General features: G+C 68.0%; 16 protein-coding genes and 1 tRNA gene. 11 read left to right on the top strand and 6 right to left on the bottom strand.

The annotated features are described in order from the left end of the window. Window positions 1-133: 133 nt before the first annotated feature. Entirely contained in the window at window positions 134-748 is a 615-nt protein-coding gene (locus tag MJO54_RS22275) for a GNAT family N-acetyltransferase (protein WP_052741341.1), read from the bottom strand. Between the two features lie 200 nt (window positions 749-948). Next, window positions 949-1917, bottom strand: coding sequence for an NAD(P)H-quinone oxidoreductase (locus MJO54_RS22270; RefSeq protein ID WP_240175434.1), 969 nt, complete (start codon window positions 1915-1917; stop codon window positions 949-951). Between the two features lie 74 nt (window positions 1918-1991). Here MJO54_RS22270 and MJO54_RS22265 point away from each other — a divergent pair, with 74 nt between their 5' ends. The 11 genes from MJO54_RS22265 (at window position 1992) to MJO54_RS22210 (ending at window position 20423) form a co-directional block, all read left to right on the top strand. Then, complete coding sequence (locus MJO54_RS22265; protein ID WP_240175433.1) at window positions 1992-3083, top strand: MarR family winged helix-turn-helix transcriptional regulator; 1092 nt, start codon at window positions 1992-1994, stop codon at window positions 3081-3083. Window positions 3084-3420: 337 nt separating this feature from the next. Next, window positions 3421-4494 (top strand): outer membrane porin GjpA, encoded by a 1074-nt coding sequence (gjpA, locus tag MJO54_RS22260; RefSeq protein WP_105294866.1) that lies wholly within the window; start codon window positions 3421-3423, stop codon window positions 4492-4494. A gap of 46 nt (window positions 4495-4540) precedes the next feature. Next, entirely contained in the window at window positions 4541-7054 is a 2514-nt protein-coding gene (locus MJO54_RS23690; protein WP_275564475.1) for a PGRS repeat-containing protein, read from the top strand. 73 nt (window positions 7055-7127) lie between these two features. After that, window positions 7128-9629, top strand: coding sequence for a PGRS repeat-containing protein (locus MJO54_RS23685; RefSeq protein WP_275564474.1), 2502 nt, complete (start codon window positions 7128-7130; stop codon window positions 9627-9629). Between the two features lie 41 nt (window positions 9630-9670). Then, a tRNA-Ser gene (locus MJO54_RS22245) sits at window positions 9671-9757 on the top strand. A gap of 467 nt (window positions 9758-10224) precedes the next feature. After that, entirely contained in the window at window positions 10225-10770 is a 546-nt protein-coding gene (locus MJO54_RS22240) for a MarR family winged helix-turn-helix transcriptional regulator (RefSeq protein ID WP_064889724.1), read from the top strand. Window positions 10771-11130: 360 nt separating this feature from the next. Then, the gene (locus tag MJO54_RS22235) at window positions 11131-11697 is read left to right on the top strand and encodes a MarR family winged helix-turn-helix transcriptional regulator (protein ID WP_240175432.1); all 567 of its coding nucleotides are present in this window, start codon (window positions 11131-11133) and stop codon (window positions 11695-11697) included. Between the two features lie 83 nt (window positions 11698-11780). After that, entirely contained in the window at window positions 11781-12266 is a 486-nt protein-coding gene (locus MJO54_RS22230; protein WP_105295334.1) for a MarR family winged helix-turn-helix transcriptional regulator, read from the top strand. Between the two features lie 538 nt (window positions 12267-12804). Next, a complete protein-coding gene (gene gjpA, locus MJO54_RS22225) occupies window positions 12805-13947 on the top strand; it encodes an outer membrane porin GjpA (RefSeq protein WP_105295335.1) in 1143 nt (380 codons plus the stop codon). 59 nt (window positions 13948-14006) lie between these two features. Continuing rightward, on the top strand, window positions 14007-18638 hold the full coding sequence (locus MJO54_RS23680; protein WP_205843439.1) for a PGRS repeat-containing protein: 4632 nt from the start codon (window positions 14007-14009) through the stop codon (window positions 18636-18638). A 501-nt stretch (window positions 18639-19139) separates the two neighbouring features. Beyond that, window positions 19140-20423, top strand: coding sequence for an IS110 family RNA-guided transposase (locus MJO54_RS22210; protein ID WP_105295336.1), 1284 nt, complete (start codon window positions 19140-19142; stop codon window positions 20421-20423). A 106-nt stretch (window positions 20424-20529) separates the two neighbouring features. Here the strand turns inward: MJO54_RS22210 and lipE are convergent, their stop codons facing one another. The 4 genes from lipE to MJO54_RS22190 are packed head-to-tail and all read right to left on the bottom strand — an operon-like array spanning window position 20530 to window position 23815. Further along, window positions 20530-21765, bottom strand: a complete 1236-nt coding sequence (gene lipE / locus MJO54_RS22205; RefSeq protein ID WP_064889717.1) for a lipase LipE — start codon at window positions 21763-21765, stop codon at window positions 20530-20532. Window positions 21766-21798: 33 nt separating this feature from the next. Then, a complete protein-coding gene (locus MJO54_RS22200; RefSeq protein WP_064889715.1) occupies window positions 21799-22671 on the bottom strand; it encodes an acyl-CoA thioesterase in 873 nt (290 codons plus the stop codon). After that, window positions 22668-22994, bottom strand: coding sequence for a DMT family transporter (locus tag MJO54_RS22195; RefSeq protein WP_233428685.1), 327 nt, complete (start codon window positions 22992-22994; stop codon window positions 22668-22670). Before MJO54_RS22195 ends, MJO54_RS22200 begins: the two co-directional genes overlap by 4 nt. After that, window positions 22991-23815 (bottom strand): crotonase/enoyl-CoA hydratase family protein, encoded by an 825-nt coding sequence (locus tag MJO54_RS22190; protein ID WP_105295337.1) that lies wholly within the window; start codon window positions 23813-23815, stop codon window positions 22991-22993. The genes MJO54_RS22195 and MJO54_RS22190 overlap by 4 nt, the downstream gene beginning before the upstream one ends. Window positions 23816-23819: the final 4 nt, after the last annotated feature.

Here is a 23819-nt window from a genome sequence, read left to right as displayed (position 1 = left end):
GCGAACGTACGAATCCCCGGTCCGACACTTCGGTGTCGGGTCCGGGGATTCGTACGTGGCGGGCCAAGCGAACTCACGCCAACAAAAAGGGCGGCGACAGCTGCTCTGTCACCGCCCTTCTGTGCCGCTACGCTTACTCTTTGCGATAGCCCGGCATGTCTTCCGGGGTCCGCAGCCAGGCGAACAGGGCGATGTTTTGATCCCACTTGGCCATATAGTGCTCACCCAGGAAGACCCCGCCGCGTCGCTCCCAGAACCGGCGACCGTACGAGCCCGCACCGGCATTGGTGTCCCCGATGATCCGACGGCATTCCGGTTCGGCCGCGAAAATGCTGGACACCAAGGGGCCAAAGATGTTCTTGCCGTGGCCCTTTTCGACCGCGGCGGCATCCGCCATGGCTCCATGCAAGCCCACATCGTAGGGAAGGGCGTCATACACCGTTGCCAAGTCGTCTTTTGCCACCCGGAACAGCTCCATATATCCGAGGGGCTCGCCGTGGAGGAGCCAGATGTACGGGCGTGAGTAGGCACCGTCGAACTGGGTTTGCAGATGACGGCGCCATTCGTCGGGTGGATAGGCGTAGCCCCAGGTTTCGGCCAGATGCGGCCGGTTCATCCATTCGGAGATCATCTCGGGGTCGCCGGGCTGGTCTGCGAAACGGACACTGTACGGATCGGCGAGGATCGGTAGCGGCGGCGCCGGAACACTCAGGAGGTAGTCGCTCAGGCCCAGCCGTTGCCGCGGCATACGCGAACTCATAGCGCACCCGAATCCGTTGTAGCTGCTCCGGTTTCGGTGGTCATTGCACGTGCCTCCTGGTATCCGTTGACGGCAGCGCCGTCGCAATCTTTCTCAAGAATGATGCTACGTTGAGGCACGCGTGTCAGCGCCGAAATGCCGGTCGCTGCCGCAAAAGTCAGTCGGATGGACACCCGCGGTCCCGGCGCTCAGACAGTCAGCACAACCTTCCCCGTCACCTCACCCGATGACAGCATCCGGTGTGCCTCGGCGGCCTGCGTGATGGGCAGCCGTGCACCGATCACCGGCTTGATCCTGCCGTCGCCGAGCATCGGCCAGAGCTCACTGGTCACCGCGGCAACCACCGCGCCCTTGCTGTGCGGCCCTTCCACCGGCCGGCCGCGCAAGGCGGTGCCGATCACCCGGGCGCGTTTGGAGATCAGCTTCCCCAGGTTCAGCTCGCCTTTGACCCCGCCCTGCATCCCGATGACCACCAGTCGTCCGTCGCTGGCCAGCGCATCGACATTGCGGTCCAGGTAGGCCGCCCCCATGATGTCCAGGATCACGTCGGCACCGCCGGCCTCGCGCACCCGCGCCACGAAGTCTTCGTCGTGATAGTTCACGGTGATCTCGGCGCCCAATTCACGGCAGAACGCCAACTTGGCCTCGGATCCGGCCGTGACGGCCACCCACGCCCCCAGCTGACGTGCCACCTGAATGGCGTGGCTGCCCACGCCGCTGGCTCCGCCGTGCACCAGCAGCAACTGGCCCTCGGACAACCCAGCGGTCAAGACCAGGTTCGACCAGACGGTGCAGGCCACCTCCGGCAGGCCGGCAGCATCCACCAGGTCCACCCCGGCCGGAATCGGCAACACTTGGGGCGCAGGAACCGCGACGTACTCGGCGTAGCCGCCCCCGGCCAACAACGCGCAAACCTGTTGGCCGATTGTCCAATCCGACACCTCGTCGCCCACCGCGGCGATGACGCCGGAAACCTCCAGGCCGAGGGTGTCGCTGGCCCCGGGTGGGGGCGGATACAAACCCGCCGCCTGCAGTAGATCGGCCCGGTTCACCCCGGCGGCGGCAACCCGAATCAGCACCTCGCCGGGAGCCGGTTGTAGATCGGCGACCTCTCGCCAAGCGAGGACTTCGGGGGCTTCAGCGATGATGGCGTGCATGTCGGACACGCTACTACCGGCCCGACGCGGTCGAAACGATGAGGAAAGCTAAGTGGTGGGCTTAGCATGACGCTGTGCAGCGCAACGATCGCCGCCGGACGGGGAGTGATTTACCCGGCTTGGATCTCGCCGAACGTCAAGCATGGCAACACTATTTGGTAGCCGTGCTGCGATTCGACGCGGTGCTGAACCGGGCGCTCAACGCTGAACACCAACTGTCGGTGATCGACTTGCGGGTGCTCGACATCTTGGTCAAGTCCGCGGACGGATCTGCGCGGATGGGCGATGTGGCCGAACTGCTCGGCGCGACCCGCCGTCAGATGACGACACGGATCGATCGTCTCGGGGAGCGGGGCCTGGTACGTCGCGAGCCTGATCCGCAGGACAAACGCGGGGTGGTCGCGCTGCTCACCGACGACGGGCGCACCATGATCGATCAGGCGACCATCAGTTACGCGAAAGCTGTCTCGACCTACTTGCTGGGACCACTATCGACTCGCCAGGTCAGCACTGTCGCGGAGAACTGTTGGCGCATCGGCGAGGGTCTGCGGCTTTCCGAACTGCGGCGTGCCTTGGTCGAACCTGGCACGCCCGTTTCGGTTCGCGTTGATTCCCAAGCCTTTCCGGAGGCGCCCACGTGCTATATGCCCGGGGTTGATGATGCTGGGAAGCGTTGCTGGCATCAGTTCATGTCGTCGTCGGCGACGCTCTTCCCGGTATTGAACGAACATCTGACCCAGGCGATCCAGCTCGGATTCATCGACATTCTGCTGCTAGAACTGATTGCCAAGTCGCCGGGCGGATCAGCGCCCTTGAGCGCGTTGGGTCGCGCGTTTTCCCTGCAGCCCAGCCGGATAACTCAGCAGATCACCCGTCTGGAATCCGAGGGCCTGGTGCGTCGTGCACCCGTTCCGGGCGATCGGCGACGCGTCGTTGTCAACATCACGCTGCACGGCCGGGTGCGGCTAGGTCCTGCACTGTCCTTCTACGCCAGGGAAATTCGCCGGACCTACTTGGACCCGATGTCGCGCCAGCAGGCGATCGCGCTCGGCGACGCGTGCCGTCGGATCGGCTTGCCCTCCAACACCCGTGCCGACCGGCAGGTGCGGAACGTTCGCCGGAGTGCGCCAACAGCTGCTGTCGAAGGCGACACCGGTCGGCGGTAACCCGCCGCTCGAACTACGCCTGACCCCTGCCCACATTGTGCTTCCCAGCGTTTCCACAGTTTGCTGATGGTAGGCAACCATTCCGCGTGGGGGACAAGCGGAATGGTTACCCACCGGTAGTTACAGGTTGAAACAGTTGAACCCGCTGTGGCGGCCGATCTGCGGCCGCCGATCACGGTGCTGACCTGGGAATCCACGATCAGTTGTCGCAAACCGGCCGGGGGTGACAGCAAACGTATTCAGAGATAACAACGTTCGATTAGAGACACTCAGTCCTCGCTTAGTTACGTTCATCGCTGTTCACTGCGTTACCAATCCATCAGCCGAGGAGTTCCCCTTGCACGCCACCGTTCGCCCCTATGCCACCGCTGGCGTGGCACTGGTCGGAGCCAGTCTCGTCGCGGTCACGCCGTTGTCTGCGCCGGTGCCGGTTCCCTCTGATGTCCAATCCCACGCGGTCGCATTGACGGGGGCGTTCCAGGACGTCGTCAATGCCGCGTCGGCGAATGTCACAACGATGCTCAACAACTGGTATCTGGCACCCGGTGTAGGGATGCAACAGTTTTGGGCCAACCAGATGGACTATGCCGACCGGCTGCTCAACGACCCATCGGGCTCCACCAACGACGTCAACGAGGAAATCCAGAAGCACCTGAACGCGGTGATCTCGGGCTGGGCGCTGCAGAACGAGACCGACGCGACCCACGCCACGGTGCTCAACCACACCATGGATGGCACCCATCAGTTGATGTTCGGCCAGGTCGCCGGCTACATCCCTGCCGACGTGGACAAAGAGTCGATCATGCCGATCATCGACTACCTGGGATCGCCTGCCAGCGCGGTATTGATGGGGATGATCGGCCCGATGATCAGCCCGTGGATCGCGTTGCTCAACGGGATCACCGACGGCGACAACCCGTTCGACATCCTGGCCAACATGGGTGGTGCGTTCTTCAACGGCGCAACCTTGAACCTGGATTCGCTGCTGCCGATGATCAACTCGTCGGGCTATTTCCCGGCCGGCATGAACATGGACCACCTCGACTTCGCCTTCGGTGGGCTGTTGTCCACGGGTGCGGCCGCGGTGAGCTACCAGACGCTGGGCCCCGGGGGTGGCGTCGCGGCGGAAGTGCCCGCGGTCGGCGGCTCGATCTTCCAAAGCGTGGGAATCGAATTCAGCGGTGTCCCGGTAATTGGCACCCTCGATCTCAACAGTGCCGGCATCGGGCCGATCGCCGCCTGGCAGGCCTGGGGTCAAACCGTGGGCGCGTTGCTGGGGTCGGGTTGGGACGGCAAGGGCCCGGTCGTGGTCACCCCGCCGTTGGCCGGTGCGGAACTGCCCATCCTCGATGACGGCGGTGCGGCAGCGACTGATGCGTTCGGTTGGCTGGGCGACCTGCTCGGGCTCTGATCCTCTAAATCCTTAACTCCCAGTTGCTTAGAGAGGCAACCGCAATATGAGTCGTCACCACACCGTCCGCCGCCGCCTGATCGGCACCGCCAGCACCGTCGGCGCATTCCTGGCCTTTGGGATGGTTCCGCTGACCGTGGCGCCGCCGGCTCAGGCCGATGAATTCGATTGGATCGCTGATCTTTTCGATTCGTCGGCGTGGCTGGTCGCCGAGCCGGCCGATGCGGGTGCCTTTGACTGGACTTCCATGCTGGATCAGTGGTTCTATGACCCGATCCACACCTCGATGGAGGCCTGGATCAACAGTGATTTCGGGTCGATGGTCAACGGCTGGATCAACACCGCTGCGGGTCAATACCTGATCGGTGACGGTGCTGATGGCACCGAGGCCAATCCCGACGGCGGCAACGGCGGATTGTGGTTTGGCGACGGTGGAAACGGCTGGGACAGTACTGAAGCCGGCGTAGCCGGCGGCAACGGTGGTAACGCCGCCGGTTGGCTCGGCGATGGCGGTGTCGGTGGTGACGGTGGTGCGGGCGCCAATGGTGGTGACGGCGGGGCCGGTGGACTCTGGATGGGCAACGGCGGTGCTGGCGGCAACGGGGGCACAGCTGTGGAGGCCGGCGGGAACGGCGGGATCGGCGGAGACGGCGGCAACGCGTCGGGATGGTTCTTCGGCAACGGCGGGGTTGGCGGTAATGGAGCGGCTGGGATGGCCGGTGTTGCGGGCACTTTCGCCAACGGCGGTGACGGCACCGGTGGTGCAGGCGGCAACGGCGGTAGCGGCGGGGCCGGCGGACGAAGCGGCTTCATATTCGGCAACGGCGGCAACGGCGGCAACGGCGGCGTATCCGGCGCCGGCGGAAATGGCGCCACCGGCACCGCCGACCACGTCGACGGAGGCAACGGCATCTACGCCGGACGTGGCGGCGCAGGCGGTGCGGCTGGTGAGCGCGGGTCAACCATTTACATCAGCCCGGCGTACGGGCAAGCCGGGCTGATGGGCAACGGCGGTGACAGCGGCGGCAGCGGCAACGGTGGCGATGCCTACCAGGACGTCAACGGCAACTACCTCGGCAACGGCGGCAACGGCGGCGGGGCCAACTCCGCCGGTAGCGGCAACATCGGCGGCAACGGCGGTGACGGCGGTCACGGCGGAAACGGCCTCAACGGCGGTGCTGGTGGCTCCGGAGGAAGCGGCGGCAGTTCCCAGGGCGACAACACCGGCGGTGCTGGCGGCAGCGGCGGGAATGGCGGCAACTCCACCGCTGGTACCGCCGGCAGCGGCGGCGGCGGCGGCCACGGCGGTAACGCACAGGGCGGCGCTGGGGGCGCCGCCGGGAACGGCGGCAATGGTGGCAACGGGGCCACCGACGACAACACTGTCAAGACCATCGGTGGCAATGGCGGCAGCGCCGGCCGAGGCGGATCCAGTCAAACCGGGGCCGGTGGCGCCAACGGCGACGGGGGTGCCGGCGGCATCGGCACCTACGCCGGTGGCAACGGCGGGAATGCCGGCTTTATCAGCGGCGGCAGCGGCGCCACCGGTGCAACCGGTGGTAACGGCGGCGATGGCGGCGCGGCTACCGGATGGAACGACGGGACCGGCACGATCTGGAGCCACGGCGGCAACGGCGGCAACGGCAGTACCGGCGGCGCCTCAAGTATCGGCGACAGCGCTGCGGCTGGCGGTGCAGGCGGCAGGGGCGGCGACGGCGCGACTGGACCCAACACCATCAGCGTCGGCGGTAACGGCGGTAACGGCGGTCGAGGCGGAGCGATGACGACTGGTGGTGCGGCCGGCGACGGTGGTGCCGGCGGGTCCGGAGGTTACGGCACAGCGACCGGCGGCAACGGAGGCGCCGGTGGTGCTGGAGGTACCGCGTCTATTCCGTTGCAAGGTGGCGAAGGCGGCACCGCCGGGAATGGCGGTGCGGGCGGTAGAGGTGGCGACAGTGGCGGCGTGAGCATGCCCACTGATAACCCCTACGGCCTGGGGCCCAGCCACGGCGGGAATGGCGGCAACGGCGGCATGGGCGGCAGCGGAACGATGGGTGTCGGCGGCGACGGCGGGGTGGGTGGTACCGGTGGCAATGCGCTCGGCACCGTCGACGCCGGCAATGGCGGTAACGGCGGCCAGGGCGGCACTGGCTCCACAGGCGGACCCGCCACCAGCCCCGCGCACGGCCCCGGCGGTGATGGCCAGGACGGTGGCACCGCCGGCAACGGCGGCGTCGGCGGCCAAGGCGGCAACGCCGTCGACGGTAACGGCGGAAACGGCGGTACCGGCGGCAAGGGCGGAACCGGCGGGGCCGGCAGCAAGGGCGGCAATGGCGGCACCGACTCGGACGGCAACGTGCTGCCCGGTGGTAATGGCGGCGACGGTGGAACCGGCGGCAATGGCGCGGCCGGCGGAGCGGGCGGCACCAGCACCGGAGGCACCAACGGAACTCACGGCGCAGGCGGTGCAGCCGGCGCGGGTGGCGCCGGTGGCACGGGCGGAGCCGGTAATCCCGATGGCCAGCCGGGCACGGTCGGTGGCAACGGGCAACCCGGCTAACCGGACCGCGACCCCCGACTTCTCTAAAACATTTGACCCACAGCATGTTTGTCATGAAAGAGGTATGTCCGAAATGACTCGTCGTCACCAGCGCGCGATCGGCGCCGCCAGCACCGTCGGCGCATTCCTGGCCTTCGGTATGGTTCCGCTGACCGTGGCGCCGCCGGCTCAGGCCGATGAATTCGATTGGATCGTCGACCTTTTCGATTCCTCCGCATGGCTGGTAGCCGGCCCGGTCGACGCGGGCACCTTCGACTGGACCTCGATGATCGACCAGTGGTTTTACGACCCGATCCACACCTCGATGGAGGCCTGGATCAACAGTGACTTCGGGTCGATGGTCAACGGCTGGATCAACACCTCGGCCGGGCAGTTCCTGATCGGTGACGGTGCTGATGGCACCGAAGCCAATCCCGACGGCGGCAACGGTGGCCTGTGGTTCGGTGACGGCGGAAACGGTTGGGACAGCACCGAAGCAGGTGTGGCCGGCGGTGCTGGCGGCAATGCGGCCGGCTGGCTCGGCGACGGCGGTGTCGGCGGTGATGGTGGAGCGGGCGCCAACGGCGGTGACGGCGGAGCCGGTGGACTCTGGATGGGCAACGGCGGTGCCGGCGGCAATGGTGGGATCGCCCTGGATGCCAGTGTTGCCGGCGGCAACGGTGGGGCCGGCGGCAACGCGTCGGGCTGGTTCTTCGGCAACGGCGGGATCGGCGGCAACGGGGCGGATGGAACGGCCGGCGCCGCAGGCACATTCGCCAACGGTGGCGATGGCAATGGGATAGCCGGCGGTTACGGCGGCAACGGCGGCGCCGGTGGGCGCAGCAGCTTCATGTTCGGCAACGGCGGCAACGGCGGCAACGCCGGAGCCGGCGGCAAAGGTGGCGACGGCGCCACCGGCACCGCCGAGCACGTCGACGGCGGCAACGGCGGCTGGTCCTGGGGTGGTGGCGCCGGCGGTGCGGCCGGCGGGCGCGGATCCTCCATCTACACCAGCCCCATGTACGGACATGCCGGGCAACTCGGAAACGGTGGCGACGGCGGCGACGCCGGTAACGGCGGGAACGCCTACCAAGACGTCAACGGCGACTACCTGGGCAACGGCGGGGCCGGAAGTGACGGCGGGATCGCCGGCAACGGCTATATCGGTGGCAACGGCGGTGACGGCGGCGCCGGTGGCGCCGGTCTCAACGGTGGTGGCGGCGGCTGGGGCGGTAACGGCGGCCAGTCCGCCGGCAACAACACTGGCGGCGCGGGTGGAAACGCCGGCGCCGGCGGAGATGCCACCGCGGGTACCGGCGGCAGCGGCGGCTGGGGCGGCTGGGGCGCTCCGTCCCAAAGCGGTGCCGGTGGTGTGGGCGGTAACGGCGGCGCCGGCGGCAATGGGGCTACCGGCGACAACACCGTCAAGACCATCGGCGGCGACGGCGGCGGTGGCGGCATGGGAGGAAGCAGTCAGACCGGAGTCGGTGGGGCCAGCGGCGACAGCGGGGACGGCGGTGCCGGAACCTATGCCGGCGGCAATGGTGGTGACAGCTTCTTCGGCGCCGGATCGGGTGCCACCGGCGGGGCTGGCGGCCGCGGCGGCAACGGCGGCGACAGCACCGGGTGGGACGACGGAACCGGCACCATCTGGAGCCACGGCGGTAACGGCGGCAGCGGCTCGTCGGGCGGAGGCGCTTACACCGGCGATGGTGCGGTCGGCGGCGCCGGCGGCAACGGCGGTCACGGCGCTTCCGGGCCGGGTGTCATCAGCGTTGGTGGCAATGGCGGCAGCGGCGGTACCGGCGGCACCGCGTATGGCGGCGGCAATGCCGGCACGGGCGGCGCAGGAGGAAACGGCGGCAACGGCACGGCGTCGGGCGGCAATGGCGGCACCGGTGGCAGTGGGGGCGCGGGCATGGTCCTTCTCGGCGGTAGTGGGTCAGGCGGCACCGCCGGTGACGGCGGTGCCGGCGGGACCGGCGGCAACAGTGGCGGAATCGCCATGCCCGCCAACAACCCCTACGGTGCCGGCCCCAGCCACGCCGGCAACGGCGGCAACGGCGGGATGGGCGGAACCGGCACCATCGGCGCCGGCGGCGACGGCGGAGCCGGTGGGACAGGCGGGAGTGCGCAAGGCAACGTCGATGGTGGCAATGGCGGTACCGGCGGCGTCGGCGGAACCGGCTACACGGGCGCGCCGGCGACTAACCCCGCGCATGAACCAGGCGGTAACGGCCACGACGGTGGCGCCGCCGGCAACGGCGGCAAGGGCGGCGCCGGCGGTACCGCGGTCTCCGGTAACGGCGGCAGCGGCGGTACTGGTGGAGCCGGCGGCACCGGCGGTGCGGGCAGCCGCGGCGGCAACGGCGGCACCGACTCTGCCGGCACCACCCTGCCCGGTGGCGATGGCGGCGACGGCGGAACCGGTGGCAACGGTGCGGCCGGCGGTGCCGGCGGCACCAGCACCAATGGCACCAACGGGTCACACGGCGCGGGCGGCGCAGCGGGCGCGGGTGGTGCCGGCGGTGTGGCCGGTACCGGCACTCCGCCGGGCCAGCCCGGCACCACCGGCGGCAGCGGTCAACCCGGCTGACCCCGCGGGAGCACTGACCCGGCCAAGGTACGATTTCCCGCGGTGGCGTGGCAGAGCGGCCTAATGCACTCGCCTTGAAAGCGAGAGACGGCTAACACCGTCCGGGGGTTCAAATCCCTCCGCCACCGCCCTTTTTCGCATCCGAACACTCCGGGTTAGGCCGAGTCTGTCCGCGGGGACCTCACCGATGACCGCGGCAGGGTGTGGCCGGATACCGTGCAACCCCGCCCTATTCAGCCAAGGCGGCCCCCAGGACGCCGTCGCCCCCTCCCGGTGGCACGCATATTCAGCGCGTAGGGATTCTGCGGCAAATTCGGACGCTGCCGCGACAGTTCCGATACACCCTTTACATCGCTTACCGATATGTTTGTATGCAAAATATGGACGAGTTGTAGGTCCTGGAATTCCTTGGGGCTCTGGCCCGGTGAGTGCATGCCGCGCGCCACTTGGCCTTGGTCGATATTTGTACCGACCGGCTTGGCCGCATTAAATGTATTCAACGATCCACCGGAAACGTCGATCGATAACGGCTACGCAGTACTCAGGTGCGGAATGATGTTGGCGCACTGGAACTAATCCTGGCTACCATGACGCTATGCAACGTCCGGCTCGTCGCCGCACCCCCAGTGATCTTCCCGGATTGGACATCGCCGAACAGAAGTCGTGGCAGAACTTTCTGCACGCTGCGCTGCGCTTTCATGCCACGATGGACCGCTGGCTGACCGAAGCGCACAATCTGTCCGTCATTGACTTGCGGGTGCTCGACATCCTGGGCAAGTCTGACGAGGGCGCGGCACGGATGGGCGACTTGGCCGACGCGCTGGGCGCGAACCCGCACCACATGACCAAGCGGATCCGTCGACTCGAAGAGCGGGGTTTGGTTCAGCGCGAACAGAATTCCGATGACCGGCGAGGGGTGGTCGCTCGGATCACTGACGACGGCCGGCGGGTAGCCGGGCACGCCAGCCACAACTACGCCCAAGGGGTCAAGACCCACCTCATCGGGACCCTCTCGCGGCGCCAGCTCGCCACTCTCGAGGAGAATTGCCGACGGATTAATTCCGGCCTGAGGCAGGCAGACTCGACGCTGTATGTCTCCCGAACCCCCGGTGGCGAGCTCGTGGCCAAGCCGCCGATCTGATCTGCGCCAACGCAGCGGCGTCTCGCGGTTTGCTCACGCGCTGTTTCCCATTCCCTGTGAAGTTGCTGGGAAATGCACTACGGACGTTAATTGCCAAGGTTCTTGGTCAATGCGCGTTGAGCTCGGACATCGCGGGTGGCCAGCAGTTACCGGCCTGCCGTCGGCCTTAACGGCGCTTTCGACCCGCTGCTAGAACACGTTCTGATTGCTACTCGCGAGTTAGTTGCCGGTTGAATCAACCGTCGGGGTTTGTATATTTGCTGGCACTATCCTAAAAGGGCCTGTGAAAAGCCTGGATGTGACGGTCTCCGACGTTGCGGGCTGGCGGCGCGCGTCACTGATGTATGTAGAAGCATGCAAATGCCCCCGTTTTTCGTGGTCATTGTGGGAAGGGTTTCGGTACCGTCGCCCGCCGTGGAGGACACAGGGGGCCAAGCGCCGGCGATGCGGCTGCCGGGGCTCGAGGACATCGAGCAGAATTCTTGGCAAGAGTTCGTCGAGTCATCGACCAATCTGTTGGGCGCGCTTAACCGTAGCCTGCTGGGCCGCCACCGGCTGGACCTGTCTGAGCTTCGACTGCTGGATCTTCTCGCCAAGTCCGACAGCGGATCTGTCCGAATGAGCGAACTGGCCGCGGCGCTGATGCTGCTCCGCAGCCGGGTGACCTGGCTGACCCGGCGGCTAGAAAGTCGCGGCCTGGTCCGCCGGATACCTATTCCCGGTGATGGCCGGGGAGTGCGGGCCGAGCTCACGCCCGAGGGCCGAACGAGGCTGGGGGAGGCCCGCAAAACCTACGCCGAACAGATCCGCCGGCTCTACGTGAACCAGATGTCTCGGCAGCAAATGCTTGCCCTGGGTGCCAGTTGCCATCAGATCAGCGCCTCACTAGAAGCCGCAGAGCTTCCGAAAAAGTCGACGCTCGACTGAGCACCTAGCCTCCCGCCCAAGTTGGAGGCGTCAAGTTGCTGAATCAAGCACCGATCGCCACTTCGCGTCGCTAGCATTGCCCGATGGGGCACCTGCGGGCGCTTGAGCGGCCAGTGTGGGAATTGCCGGTGCTCGACGCCGCCGAAAGCGCGTGCGTGCACCAGTTCGTGGACGCGTCCGATCGCCTTATCGCGGCGTTGAACGACAGCCTGATCCATGCCCATGGATTGACCCTCTTTGAGGTCCTGGTACTGGACCGGCTGGCCAGTTCGGAGTCCGGTTCGGCCCGAATGCGGGACCTGGCAAAGGCTTTCGCGCTGGCGCCCAGCCGGGTGACGTCACTGATCGACCATCTAGAGGCCCAGGCGCTGGTCGGTAGGCGACCGCATCCCGGCGACCGCCGAGCGGTGCTTGCCCACATCACCGCTGAGGGCCGGGCGCGGTTCGCATCCGCGGTGGTGACCTACGCGCGCGGGATTCGTGCGCACTACCTTGGCCAGCTGTCGCGTCAGCAGGTGATCGCACTCGGTGACGTCTGCCGGCGGACCGGCCTTCCCCCGCTGACCTGAGATCGAGCGTGGTTTCCGGGCTGGATCTGCCCCCCCGGATATCGCTCAAAAATTCTCAGGTAATGCGGCTTTCGGCGGCGGGTCCAGACGCCCCGACCCTGACACATCACTCCGGGCACACGCCCGCTACCTGCCTTGATGGCTGGCAATAGCATGTTAGCTAAAGTTCCCCTAATAGAGATCCGTGCTGTAGCGAAATTACTTGACACCTGTTTCTACAAAGCGCGCTTGAACTTTATCGCAGCAGCGGTACTGCGCAGGTCAACGGTCATTACGCGCCGCCGAGACTCGGAATAGGCACGAATGAACGTGTTTCAATTCTTACTCGCCGGTAATTTCCAGTTGAACCATTCAGTGGGGTCTTTAAGTTTGCTAGAACTGCATGTTAACGCCTGTGCCTGGGATTTTGTTGCCCAGCTAGATTGCCAATCGCGCACTGGGTGCACCCCTTTACCGGCGGCCCCGTCCTGACTGGTGATTTTCAGGTCTCCCTCAGTTACGTTCCGTGTGCTGAGTCACATGACCTGAAGGAGTTCCCTTGCACGCCATTCTTCGCCCCTACGCAACGGCCGGCGTCGTCATCGCCGGGACCGGCCTGATCGCCGCGACGCCGGTTGTGGCGCCGGCGCCTATGGCCCGCACGGTCATTGACGTCGCGCTCACCGCCGGGGGTCTGCCCAGTGTCGCCGAGCCCTGGATTGACGTGTACAACGAATCGGCCGCCAACGCGACGACCCTGATCAACAACTTCTTGTTGGCGCCGGGGGTGGCATGGCAGCAGCTGTACGCGAACGTCATGGGCTACGCGCAGCAATTCCTGGACGACCCGAGCGCCACCACGCTCGCCGACATCAACACCCAGATCCAGGAGCACTGGGTGGCGGTGCGCGACGGTTGGGCGCTGCCGTTGGATGTCGCCAAGGAGACCTACAACTTGGTCACCCACCACACCATCGACGGGTCCATCACGTCAGGCCATCTCGTACTGATTTCCCAGGTTCCGGGCTACCTGCCGGCGGGCACCGATGTTGACGGGGTCAACGCAGCTTTGAACTGGATGATTTCGCCGATGTCCGGCGTCATCATGGGCTCGCTGGGCCCCGGCATCAGCCCGTGGATTGCCATGATGAACAGCATCGCCGACGGTGACGACCTCAACGAGATCATCGCCAGCGGTTGGAACGGCTTCCTCAATGGCGCTGTCCTGCACCTGGATTCGCTGCTGCCGATGATCAACGACGCCGGGTTCCTCCCCCAAGGCATGGCCCTGGACCGCTTGGACTTCACCTTCGGTGGATTGCTGAGCACCGGCAATGTGCAGATCGGCAACTACCAGGTGATCGGCGCGAACGACGAAGTGTTGGCTACGGTTCCCGCGGTCGGCGGCTCCCTGTTCAACGCCGTAGGACTGGAAATGGTTGGTGTTCCGGTCCTGAACAAGATCGACGTCGAGGGCCAGGCGATCGGCCCGATCGCGGCCTGGCAGGCGTGGGGCCAGATCATCGGATCGCTGCTGGGCTCGGGCTGGGACGGGAAGAACAACGTTCCCGTGACACCGCCCTGGTTCGGTGTCGGCTTGCCGATCATTCCGGACACCTTCCTCGATGACGGCGGCGAGAGCGCGCAGGCCACTGACGTGTTCAGCGGGTTGGAAGACCTGCTCAACGGGCTCTTCAGCTGATCCGTCATCGCAATCCACAACTACCCCAAAGCTTTACATCTGATGAAAGGTGTTCCTCAATGAGTCGTCGTCACAGCAGCAACCGGCGTCGCGGTCAGCAGCAGGCTGGCCAGTCGCGCCGTAAGCGGGTGATCGGTGCCAGTGGTGCAGCCACTGCGTTCTTGGCGTTCGGGATGACCCCGTTGGCCGGCCTGCCGTCAGCGCAGGCCGACGATGGCCTGGACTGGCTGTTGGACCTGTTCGACCCCGCGGCCTCGACGGCCGATGTCGCACTGCCCGCGGCCGGCGGCTTCTTCGACATGTCCACGATCATCGACCAGTGGTTCTACCAGCCGCTGCACTTCGGTATGGAGGCCTGGATCGACAGCGATCTCGGCGCACTGGTCAACGGCTGGATCAACGAATCCTCCGGGCTGTTCCTGATCGGCGACGGTGCCGACGGGACCGCGCTCAACCCCAACGGCGGCGACGCCGGCCTGTGGTTCGGCGATGGTGGTGCTGGCTGGAACAGCGATGACGGCGCACTGGCCGGCGGCGACGGCGGCACCGCGGGATGGTTCGGCAACGGCGGTGCCGGCGGTGACGGTTTCGAGGGCAGTGCCGGTGGTGACGGCGGTAACGGCGGCTCGTTCATGGGTATCGGCGGCGACGGTGGCGCCGGCGGTAACGGGGCCAGTGCGGGTAGCGGGGGCGGCGCCGGCGGTCTCGGCGGCGACGCGGTCGGCTGGTTCTTCGGCAACGGCGGCAACGGCGGTGTCGGCGGTAACGGCATCAACGGCGCCAATGGCACCTACGCCAACGGCGGCACCGGCGTCGGCGGCAACGGCGGCAGCGGCGCTGCCGGCGGCGCCGGTGGCCGAAGCGGCTACCTGTTCGGCAACGGTGGCAATGGTGGCGACGGTGGAAAGGCCGGTGCAGCGGGCACCTCTGCCGACGGCGTCAGCGACGGCATTGCCGCCCACCTCAATGGTGCCGCCGGTGCAAATGGCGGCAATGCTGGTGCTGCCGGTGCGGCGGGCGTGAAGTTCGACGGTTCCTACGGCAGCGCCGGCGCAGCCGGGGCTGCCGGCGAGGGCGGCGCCGGCAGTGACGGTGGCGACGCATACCAGGACGCGGTCACCGGTGACTACCTTGGCAACGGTGGTGCCGGGGGCAGCGGCGGTATCGGAGGGGCCGGAGCGGTCGCCGGCGCCGGTGGCGCAGCCGGAGACGGTGGAGCCGGAATCACCGGCGGTAAAGGTGGCGAAGGTGGCGATGGTGGCGCCGCTTCGCCCGGCGGCGTCGGCGGCGACGGTCGTGACGGCGGTGCCGGCGGCTTCGGCGCGATCACCGGCGGCAATGGCGGCAACGGTGGCACCGGCGGTGCGTCCACTTCCAACCTTGCCGACGGCGGTGTCGGCGGCAAGGGCGGTGCCGGTGGCGCCGGTGGCAACGCAGCCACTGATGACAACACCGTGAAAACCACCGGCGGTAACGGCGGCCAGGGCGGTGTCGGTGGCGCTGCTGGTTTCGCAGGTCTCAACAACCCCACCCGAATCGGCACCGGCGGCGACGGCGGCGACGGCGGCGCGGCCGGCACCGGCACCTACGTCGGCGGTAACGGCGGCAACGGTGGTGCGGGCGGCCAGGGCGGTGGCGGTGCGACGAGCATCGCCGGTGAGGGCGGCCGTGGTGCTGACGGCGCCACCAGCACAGGCTGGAAGTCCACCGACGGCACCATCTTCAGCAAGGGTGGCAACGGCGGTAACGGTGGGGTCGGCGGCAAGGCCTTGCCCAACGGGTATTCGGGGCTCGGCGGTGACGGCGGAGCCGGTGCCGATGGGGCAACCGGGGCCAACGTCATCAGCACTGGCGGTAACGGCGGTAACGGCGGCGCGGGTGGCGCTGCACCGCCAACCCTGATTGTTGCCGGCGCCTGGGGCGGGGACGGCGGTACCGGCGGGGCCGGCGGCGACGGCACCGCCTCCGGCGGTAACGGCGGTAGCGGCGGTGCCGGTGGCGCCGCACAGCTGGCGGGTGGCAACGGCGGTCAAGGCGGTGCCGGTGGCAACAGTGACGGCGCCACCAACCCCGGCAATCCCTTTGGTGCCAGCCGCGCCGGTAACGGTGGTTCCGGCGGGGCCGGGGGCGCTAGCAATCCCGGCACTTCCAAGTTGCCGGTCGGTCCGGGCGGTGACGGCGGTAACGGCGGTGTCGGTGGCACCGGAGCTGGCGCGGTCAGCGGCGGCGCTGGCGGCACCGGTGGCTCGGGCGGTGGCGGTACCTCCGGCGGAGATGCCGGCGATGGCGGTAATGGCGGTGCTGCAACGGGCACCGGCAATGGCGGTAATGCCGGCGCTGGCGGCTCGGGCGGTACCGCCCTTGCCGGGACCACGGGAGTACCGCACCCGCGCGCGGCCGGTGGTGATGGCTTTGCCGGCGGCAACGGCGGGGCCGGCGGCCAGGGCGGCGTCGGCGGCACCGCGGTCACCGGTACCGGCGGTTTGGGCGGTACCGGTGGTGTCGGCGGTACCGGTGGTGTCGGCGGGGCCGGCGGCAAGGGTGGCGTAGACGCCGACGGCAACGGCCTCAGAGGCGGTAACGGTGGCACCGGCGGTACCGGTGGTACTGGCGGCGAGGGTGGCGCCGGTGGCGTCAGCACCAGCGGCGCCAGTGGTGTTGCCGGTACCGATGCCCTCGATGGCAACGGTGGCGCCGGCGGTGTCGGTGGCGCCGGCGGCATCGGCACCACCGGGGCCTCGGGTGACGGTGGCACTGGTGGTACCGGCGGAACGTCTGGCACCGGTAACGGTGGCGCCGGTGGCGCAGGTGGTGCCGGTGGTGCCGGTGCTGCGGGCGCGGTTGGCAGCAGCACGGTGGCGGGGACCGCGGGTGGCGATGGCGGCAACGGCGGTAAGGGCGGCGTCGGCGGAGTCTCCACCACTGGCACCTGGGGTAACGCCGGCGTCGGTGGCGCGGGTGGTACCGGCGGGGTCGGTGGTGTCACCGCGGCAGGCAACGGTCTCAACGGCGGCAACGGCGGCATCGGCGGTGCCGGCGGCAGCGGCGGCAACGGTGGTATCGACGCCAACGGTGGCGCCGGTGGTGCCGGCGGAACCGGTGGTGTCGGAGTCAACGGCGGAACCTCGGGTGACGGTGGAAACGGTGGTGCGGGCGGAACTTCCGGCACCGGCAACGGTGGTGCCGGTGGCGCCGGTGGCGGCGGTGGTACGGGTGCTGCGGGCGCGATCGGAAGCAGCACGGTCACGGGAACCGCTGGCGGCGACGGTGGTAACGGCGGTAAGGGCGGTGTCGGCGGTGCCTCCACCTCTGGCACTTACGGAAACGCCGGCAGCGGCGGGTTCGGCGGTTCCGGTGGCGTAGGCGGCTCTGACTCCGCAGGCAACGGCCTGAACGGCGGTGACGGCGGCAACGGCGGTGCCGGCGGTTCGGGGAGTAACGGTGGTGTCGACGGCTCCGGTGGCAGCGGAGGCACCGGTGGCGCCGGCGGTGTCGGAGTCAATGGCGGGCCCTCCGGTGACGGCGGTAACGGCGGTACCGGTGGTACTTCCGGTACCGGTCCCGGCGGTACCGGCGGGACCGGTGGCTCCGGTGGCCAAGGAGCCCTTGGCGGAGTCGCCGGTGATGGTGGGACCGGTGGCTCGGGCGGCACTTCCGCCAGCGGCACCGCCGGCAACGGCGGTGCCGGTGGCAGCGGTGGATTCGGCTACAACGGTACCGGCACCACCAACGCCGGCGGTGATGGCGGCAACGGTGGTAAGGGCGGTGTCGCCGGTACCTCCGGTACCGGCACCGATGGCAAGGCCGGCGTCGGTGGCACGGGTGGTGGTGGCGGCGGCGGTGGCGTCGACGCCATCGGTAACGGTCTGAACGGTGGCAACGGCGGCATCGGCGGTGCCGGTGGTGCCGGCATCAACGGTGGCCTCGACGGCAACGGTGGTACCGGTGGCGCCGGTGGTTCGGGTGGTATCGGAACGGGCGCGACCTCCGGTAACGGTGGCAACGGCGGAGCCGGTGGCACTTCCGGCAGCGGCAACGGTGGGAACGGCGGTGTCGGTGGCACCGGCGGCACCGGGGCCCTGGCGCTGCCCGGTGGGCCCGGCGGCAACGGCGGCAACGGCGGTATCGGTGGCACTGGTGGCGCTTCCATCAGCGGCAACGGTGGCAACGGCGGTAACGGCGGGGCCGGTGGAGGCGGCCGGGCAGGCACCGCTGGCATCACGGGAACCACCACGGCCGGCGGCAACGGAACCGACGGCGGTAACGGCGGCAACGGCGGGGCCGCGGGCAACGGCGGCACGTCTGTCACCGGCAACGGTGGCAAGGGCGGCGTCGGTGGCGCCGGCGGTGCCGGAGCCGCTGGCGGCAACGGTGGCGCCGGCGGTGTCAACGCCGGTGTCGGCCAGGCCGGCGGTGCCGGTGGCGACGGTGGCAACAGCGGTACCGGCGGTAAGGGCGGCGTCGGTGGCGACAGCACCAGCGGAACCGACGGCGCCAACGGCAACGGCGGCGCTGGCCCGGCCGGGGGCAAGGGCGGTAACGGCGGTAACGGCGGTAGCCCCGGTGGTGCCGGCGGCACCCGCGGAACCGGCGGAACCGGTGGAACCGGTGGTGCGGCGGGTGGTCCCGGCGCAATCAACGGCACCACTGGCGCCACTGGCGCCAACGGCACCAACGGCAAAGCCGGCTAAACGCCGAGAGATCGCGTATCGCGGCCGTCGGGTCCCTCACCGGACTCGGCGGCCGCGGTCGCGTTTGCGGCCTAACCGTTCACTCTGCGCTCACGTCGCACCCCCCTCGCGCTTTCCCGCCCTGAGCGCAGAGTCATCAACAACGTGGAGTGCCGCGGTAGGGGCTCAATCCGGTTGACATAATCCGGGCTGTCGCTCAGAGCGGGCATGGGGCTGCGCCCCGATGTGGGGAATGAAAATCGCGGGCCGGTGCGGGTGGGGTGCGTGGTTGCGTTCGTCGTGGTCCGGGTTGACGCTTAAGGGGTGTTTCGGCGACCCCGTCCCGCCTTGTTGCCGTCGAGTACGTCTCTAGAGCGTGGGGCTGGAGGGCATCCCTTTGCGGTTGTGCGAGGGATGTGGATTGTTGCCTGTGAGCACGCGAGTGAGACTTCTGTTTCATGTACGTCCTCCCCGAAACACGTTCCATCGCAGCAGATTTGAGCGGAAGGGGAATGAACTGCCATGGAAGTCATTCACCCGCGGTGCGCGGGAATCGACGTGTCGAAAAGGGACGCCAAAGTGTGTGTGCGCATCCAGGGCCGCGGGCGCAAAGCGACGTCGTCGACGGTGACCACCTGGACATCGATGACCGCCAGCATCATGGCACTGCGCGAGCATCTGATTGCCGAGAAGGTGACATGTGTGGTGATCGAGTCGACTGCGGCGTACTGGAAGCCGTTCTACTTTCTGCTCGACGACGTGTTGAACGTGATGCTGGTCAACGCCCGCCACGCCCGCAACGTGCCCGGCCGCAAGACCGATGTCTCCGATGCGGCCTGGCTGGCTGAACTGGGTGCTCATGGGCTGGTCCGCGCCTCGTTCGTGCCACCTGAACCGATCCGGGCGCTACGCGATCTGACCCGCGCCCGCACCACCATCGCCCAGGCCCGCACCAAAGAGATCGGGCGGCTGGAGACGCTGCTCGAAGACACCGGGATCAAACTGTCGACGGTGGCCTGCGAGATCATCGGAGTGTCGGGGCGCCTGATGCTCGAAGCGCTCATCGCTGGTCAACGCGACCCGGCCGTGCTGGCTGATCTGGCCAAAGGACAGTTGCGCAAGAAGATCCCTGCACTGACCGAGGCGCTGGCCGGACGGTTCAACGGCCACCACGCATTCATGGTGCGGTTCTACCTGGACCGTATCGACGCCCACGACGCCGACATCGCCCGCCTGGATGCGCGCATCGAGGAGCTGATCGTCCCCTTTCAGGCCGTTCGGGAGCTCCTCGTGAGCATCCCCGGTTTCTCCTACACCGTGGCCAACGTGTTCATCGCCGAGACCGGCGCCGACATGAGCGTGTTCCCCACCGCCAACCACCTAGCGTCCTGGGCAGGCGTCGCATCCGGCAGCAACGAATCAGCGGGCCGGGTCAAATCGGCGAAAACCCCACCCGGCAACCACCACCTCAAAGCCGCCCTCGGGGTAGCTGCCCTCTCCGCGTCGCGCAGCGCCAACACCTACTTCGGTATCCGTTACCGACGCATCGCCGGTAGCCGGCCGTCTCGGTCCGGGACCACAAAGTCGCGTCGCCAGTCCCTCGCCGGCCAGATCGCCATCGTTGCAATCGAACACAAGATGCTCACCTGCGCATGGCACATGATCGTCAACGGCACCTTCTACCAAGACCCTGGACCCGACTACTACACCCGACACCAGCCGGCAAAAGCCAAGGCCAGGGCCATCAAGCAACTCCAAGCCCTCGGATACAGCGTGACACTCCAACCCCGCACCGACGCTGCCTAACACCAGCGCAGAGACCGCTCACCAGCCTCTGGTCACCTTCTATTTTCGAGTGAGTGAGGCGGGCGCTAACCCACATGACCCCGGGCGGTGACGGATGTGGCGCCTGTTACGCGCGCGGGATCTCCGCGGCGATGGTGTTCATCAGCGCGGTATAGCGCTTGGCCTCCGGGTCCTGGCCCGGCTTGCCGCTGGAGATCAGGCCGGCCGAAAGCCCCCGCTCGGGGTCTGTCCAGATGGCGCAGTTGACCAGGCCCAAATGCCCGAACGCGGCGGGCGCGCCGCGGCCGAACGGCCCGAACCGCTTGGACCCCAACATGTAGCCGGTGCCCCAGCGCAGCGGCGCCAGCCCGGTCGCGACATCCGGCCGCAGCCTGCGGCACTGGGCCGTCGCGCCCCGCAAAGTCTCCGGCGACAGCACCCGCACTCCGTCGAGTTCGCCTCCGCGACGCCAGATCTCGGCGAACCGCGACAGCTCGAACGCGGTGGAGATGGTGTTCGACGACGGCACCACCGTGGTCAGGAAGAACGGGCTGTTGGTGACCGGGATGATCTCGTGGACCGACCCGCCGATCGCTTTTCGGAACACCGCGACACCCGCGCCGGTTGGCTGCTTGCCAGTGGCATGACTGGGGGCTACCAGCGGAATATCTTGTGGGGCAACGCCATAGTTGGTCCACCGGAAGCCCAGTGGGTCCAGGATCTCGGTGGCCAGCACATCCCGGATGTCCTTGCCGGTGGCCGCCCGCACGATCTCCCGCGTCAGCGGTCCCCAGGTCAGGGCGTGGTACATGTGCATCAGCCCGGGCGGGTACACCAGCCGCAGATTGGCCAGCTGCGCCTGGGCGTACTCCGGGTCGTCGGCGCGATTGAGGTCGGGCTTGGGTCCGGTGGCAAACGGCACCCCGGCGCTGTGCGTCATCACGTGCCGAATGGTGGTGCGGTGCTTGCCATGTCGGCCGTAGTCGGGCAGATAGTCGCTGACGCGATCATCCAGGCAGAAGGCGCCGCGCTCGGCCAGCATGTGCATGACGGTGCTGGTGATGGCCTTGGCGGTCGAGTAGACACAGAACGGGGTGTCCACGCTCACCGGGACCAGCTCGGCGTCCTCGGGATCTTCGGGACCGTTGCCCCAGCCGTGCCCGATCGCCCGGTTGAGCACCACGCGACCGTTGTGGCGCAGGCACAACTGGATGGCCGGGTGCAGGCCGGCGGAATACCAGTGCCGGGCGGCCTGCCAGATCCGTTCCACGGCCGCCGGGTCGATACCGGAGTGGTCCTCGTCGCCGATCACGGTCACGGCGTCGAGGTCGGCGGGGACACGGATGGTGCCGTCAGGAGTCATGCCCGCCAGGTTACGTGCGAGGCCCGGCGGGCCTCAGACGGCGCGGCCCCGGCCGAAATAGAGCTCCTGGGTCGCCACGCAGACCAGCTGCCCCGCCCGGTTGTACATCGTCGAGGTCGTCAGACCCCGCCCGGCGATACCGCTGGGCGTGAACTGATCCGACAGCACCCAGTCCGACAGGTCGACGGGGCGCTGGAACCACAGCGCATGGTCGATCAGCGCGTTGAAGGTGCTGGCCTGGTTGGTGCGCCGCATCGCCAGCGCGGCCTCCACCATGGTGGTGCCGGACAGGTAGGTCAGCAGGGCACTGTGCATCGCCGGATCGGCGGGCACCGCCTCGGCGGGTTTCCACCACAACCGCAACCGCGGCGACGGTTCGGCACGCTCCATGGCGATCCGCGGCGGTGCGTCCACGTAGCGCAGGTCGAAGGGGTGCGGCTGGACCCAGTAGCCACCGAGTTCCTCAGCGTAGGCGGCCAATTGTTCCTGCGACGACGGCAGCGAATCCGGGTCGGGGACATCCGGTATCGGCTGCTGGTATTCCGGTGCGTCGACCGCGGTGGTGAACGACGACAGTACTTCCAGCAGGATCTGGCCGTCCTGGCGGGCGGTGACCTGGCGCGTCGACAGCGTGCCGCCGTCGCGGGCCACCTCCACATGCAGGTCCACCGGGCGGCGGGCATCCCCGGCGCGCAGGTAGTAGACGTGCACGCTGTGCGGCACCCGTCCCGGCGCGGTGCGGCTGGCCGCGATCAGCGCCTGGCCGGCGATATGTCCGCCGACGATGTGGTGGATCCGATTGTCCAGCTGGGTGGCCACGAAGTGCTCGTCATCGACGCGGTCGACGTCGAGGGTGGCGATGATGTCGGCCAGCGCCGGCTGGCGGTGCGGAACGTCGTCGCTCACCCGTGCGCACCCATCTCCATCAGGTACACACCCGCGCCGATCAGCACCACGCCACCGGCCATCACCGGCGTGAACGGATCGTCGAACAAGAACCGGGCCAGCACCGCGGTCAACGCCACTCCGACACCCGACCAGACCCCGTAGGCCACTCCGACCGGAATACCGCGCTTGAGCACCATCGCCAGCAAAACGAAGGACACCACATAACCGACAGCCACCGGGATCACCCACTGCCATCGAGCGAAGCCGTCGGAGGCGCGCATCGACAGCGTTCCGGCGACCTCGAAACTGATCGCCCCGAACAGGAAGAGCCAGGCCGTCACTCGCCGGTGAACTCCGGCTTGCGTTTGCCCATGATCGCGCCGATGCCTTCCATCAGGTCCTTGGACGCCAAGAAGGCCGAGTTCCATGCCGCCACATAGCGCAAGCTGGCCGCCACCCGGTCGGTGCGCTGCTCGTCGAGCACATCCTTGACCCCGGCTACGGTCAGCGGCGGGTTGGCGGCGATCTCGGTCGCGGTGGCGTGGGCGGCGGCCAGGCAGGCCTCCGCGTCGGCATAGACGTCGTTGACCAGGCCGATCTTCTCTGCCCGGGCGGCGTCGATGTCCTTGCCGGTCAGCGCGAGTTCACGCAGGTGACCGTCGGACAGGATCAGCGGAAGCCGGGCCAGGCTGCCCACATCGGCGACGATGGCCAGCTTGACCTCGCGCACGCTGAACTTGGCGTCGGCCGCGGCGTAGCGGATGTCGACCGCCGAGATCAGGTCGACCCCGCCGCCGATGCACCAGCCCTGGATCGCGGCGATGGTCGGGGTGCGGCAGTCGGCCACCGCGGTGATCGCACCCTGCATGCGCTGCAGCTCGCGGTGGAAGTCCGCCCGCGGCCGGGCCAGCGCCCCCTCGGCCAGCATCGGTGTCATGGTGCCGCTCATCGCGGCCAGATCCAGCCCGTAGCTGAAGTTCTTGCCGGAGCCGGTCAGCACGATCGCCCGCACGTCACGGTCGGCGTCCAACTCGGCGAAGACCCCCGGGAGCTCCGCCCAGAACGCCGGGCCCATCGCATTGCCCTTGCCCGGCCCGATCAGTGTGACCTGGGCAACGTGGTCTTTGATCTCGACGGTGAGGGATTCATAGGTCTCGGCCATACTC

Origin of the sequence: Mycolicibacter virginiensis (assembly GCF_022374935.2) — a bacterium.
GTDB classification, from domain to species: Bacteria; Actinomycetota; Actinomycetes; order Mycobacteriales; family Mycobacteriaceae; genus Mycobacterium; species Mycobacterium virginiense.
This window is presented reverse-complemented; position numbering and strand designations above follow the sequence as displayed.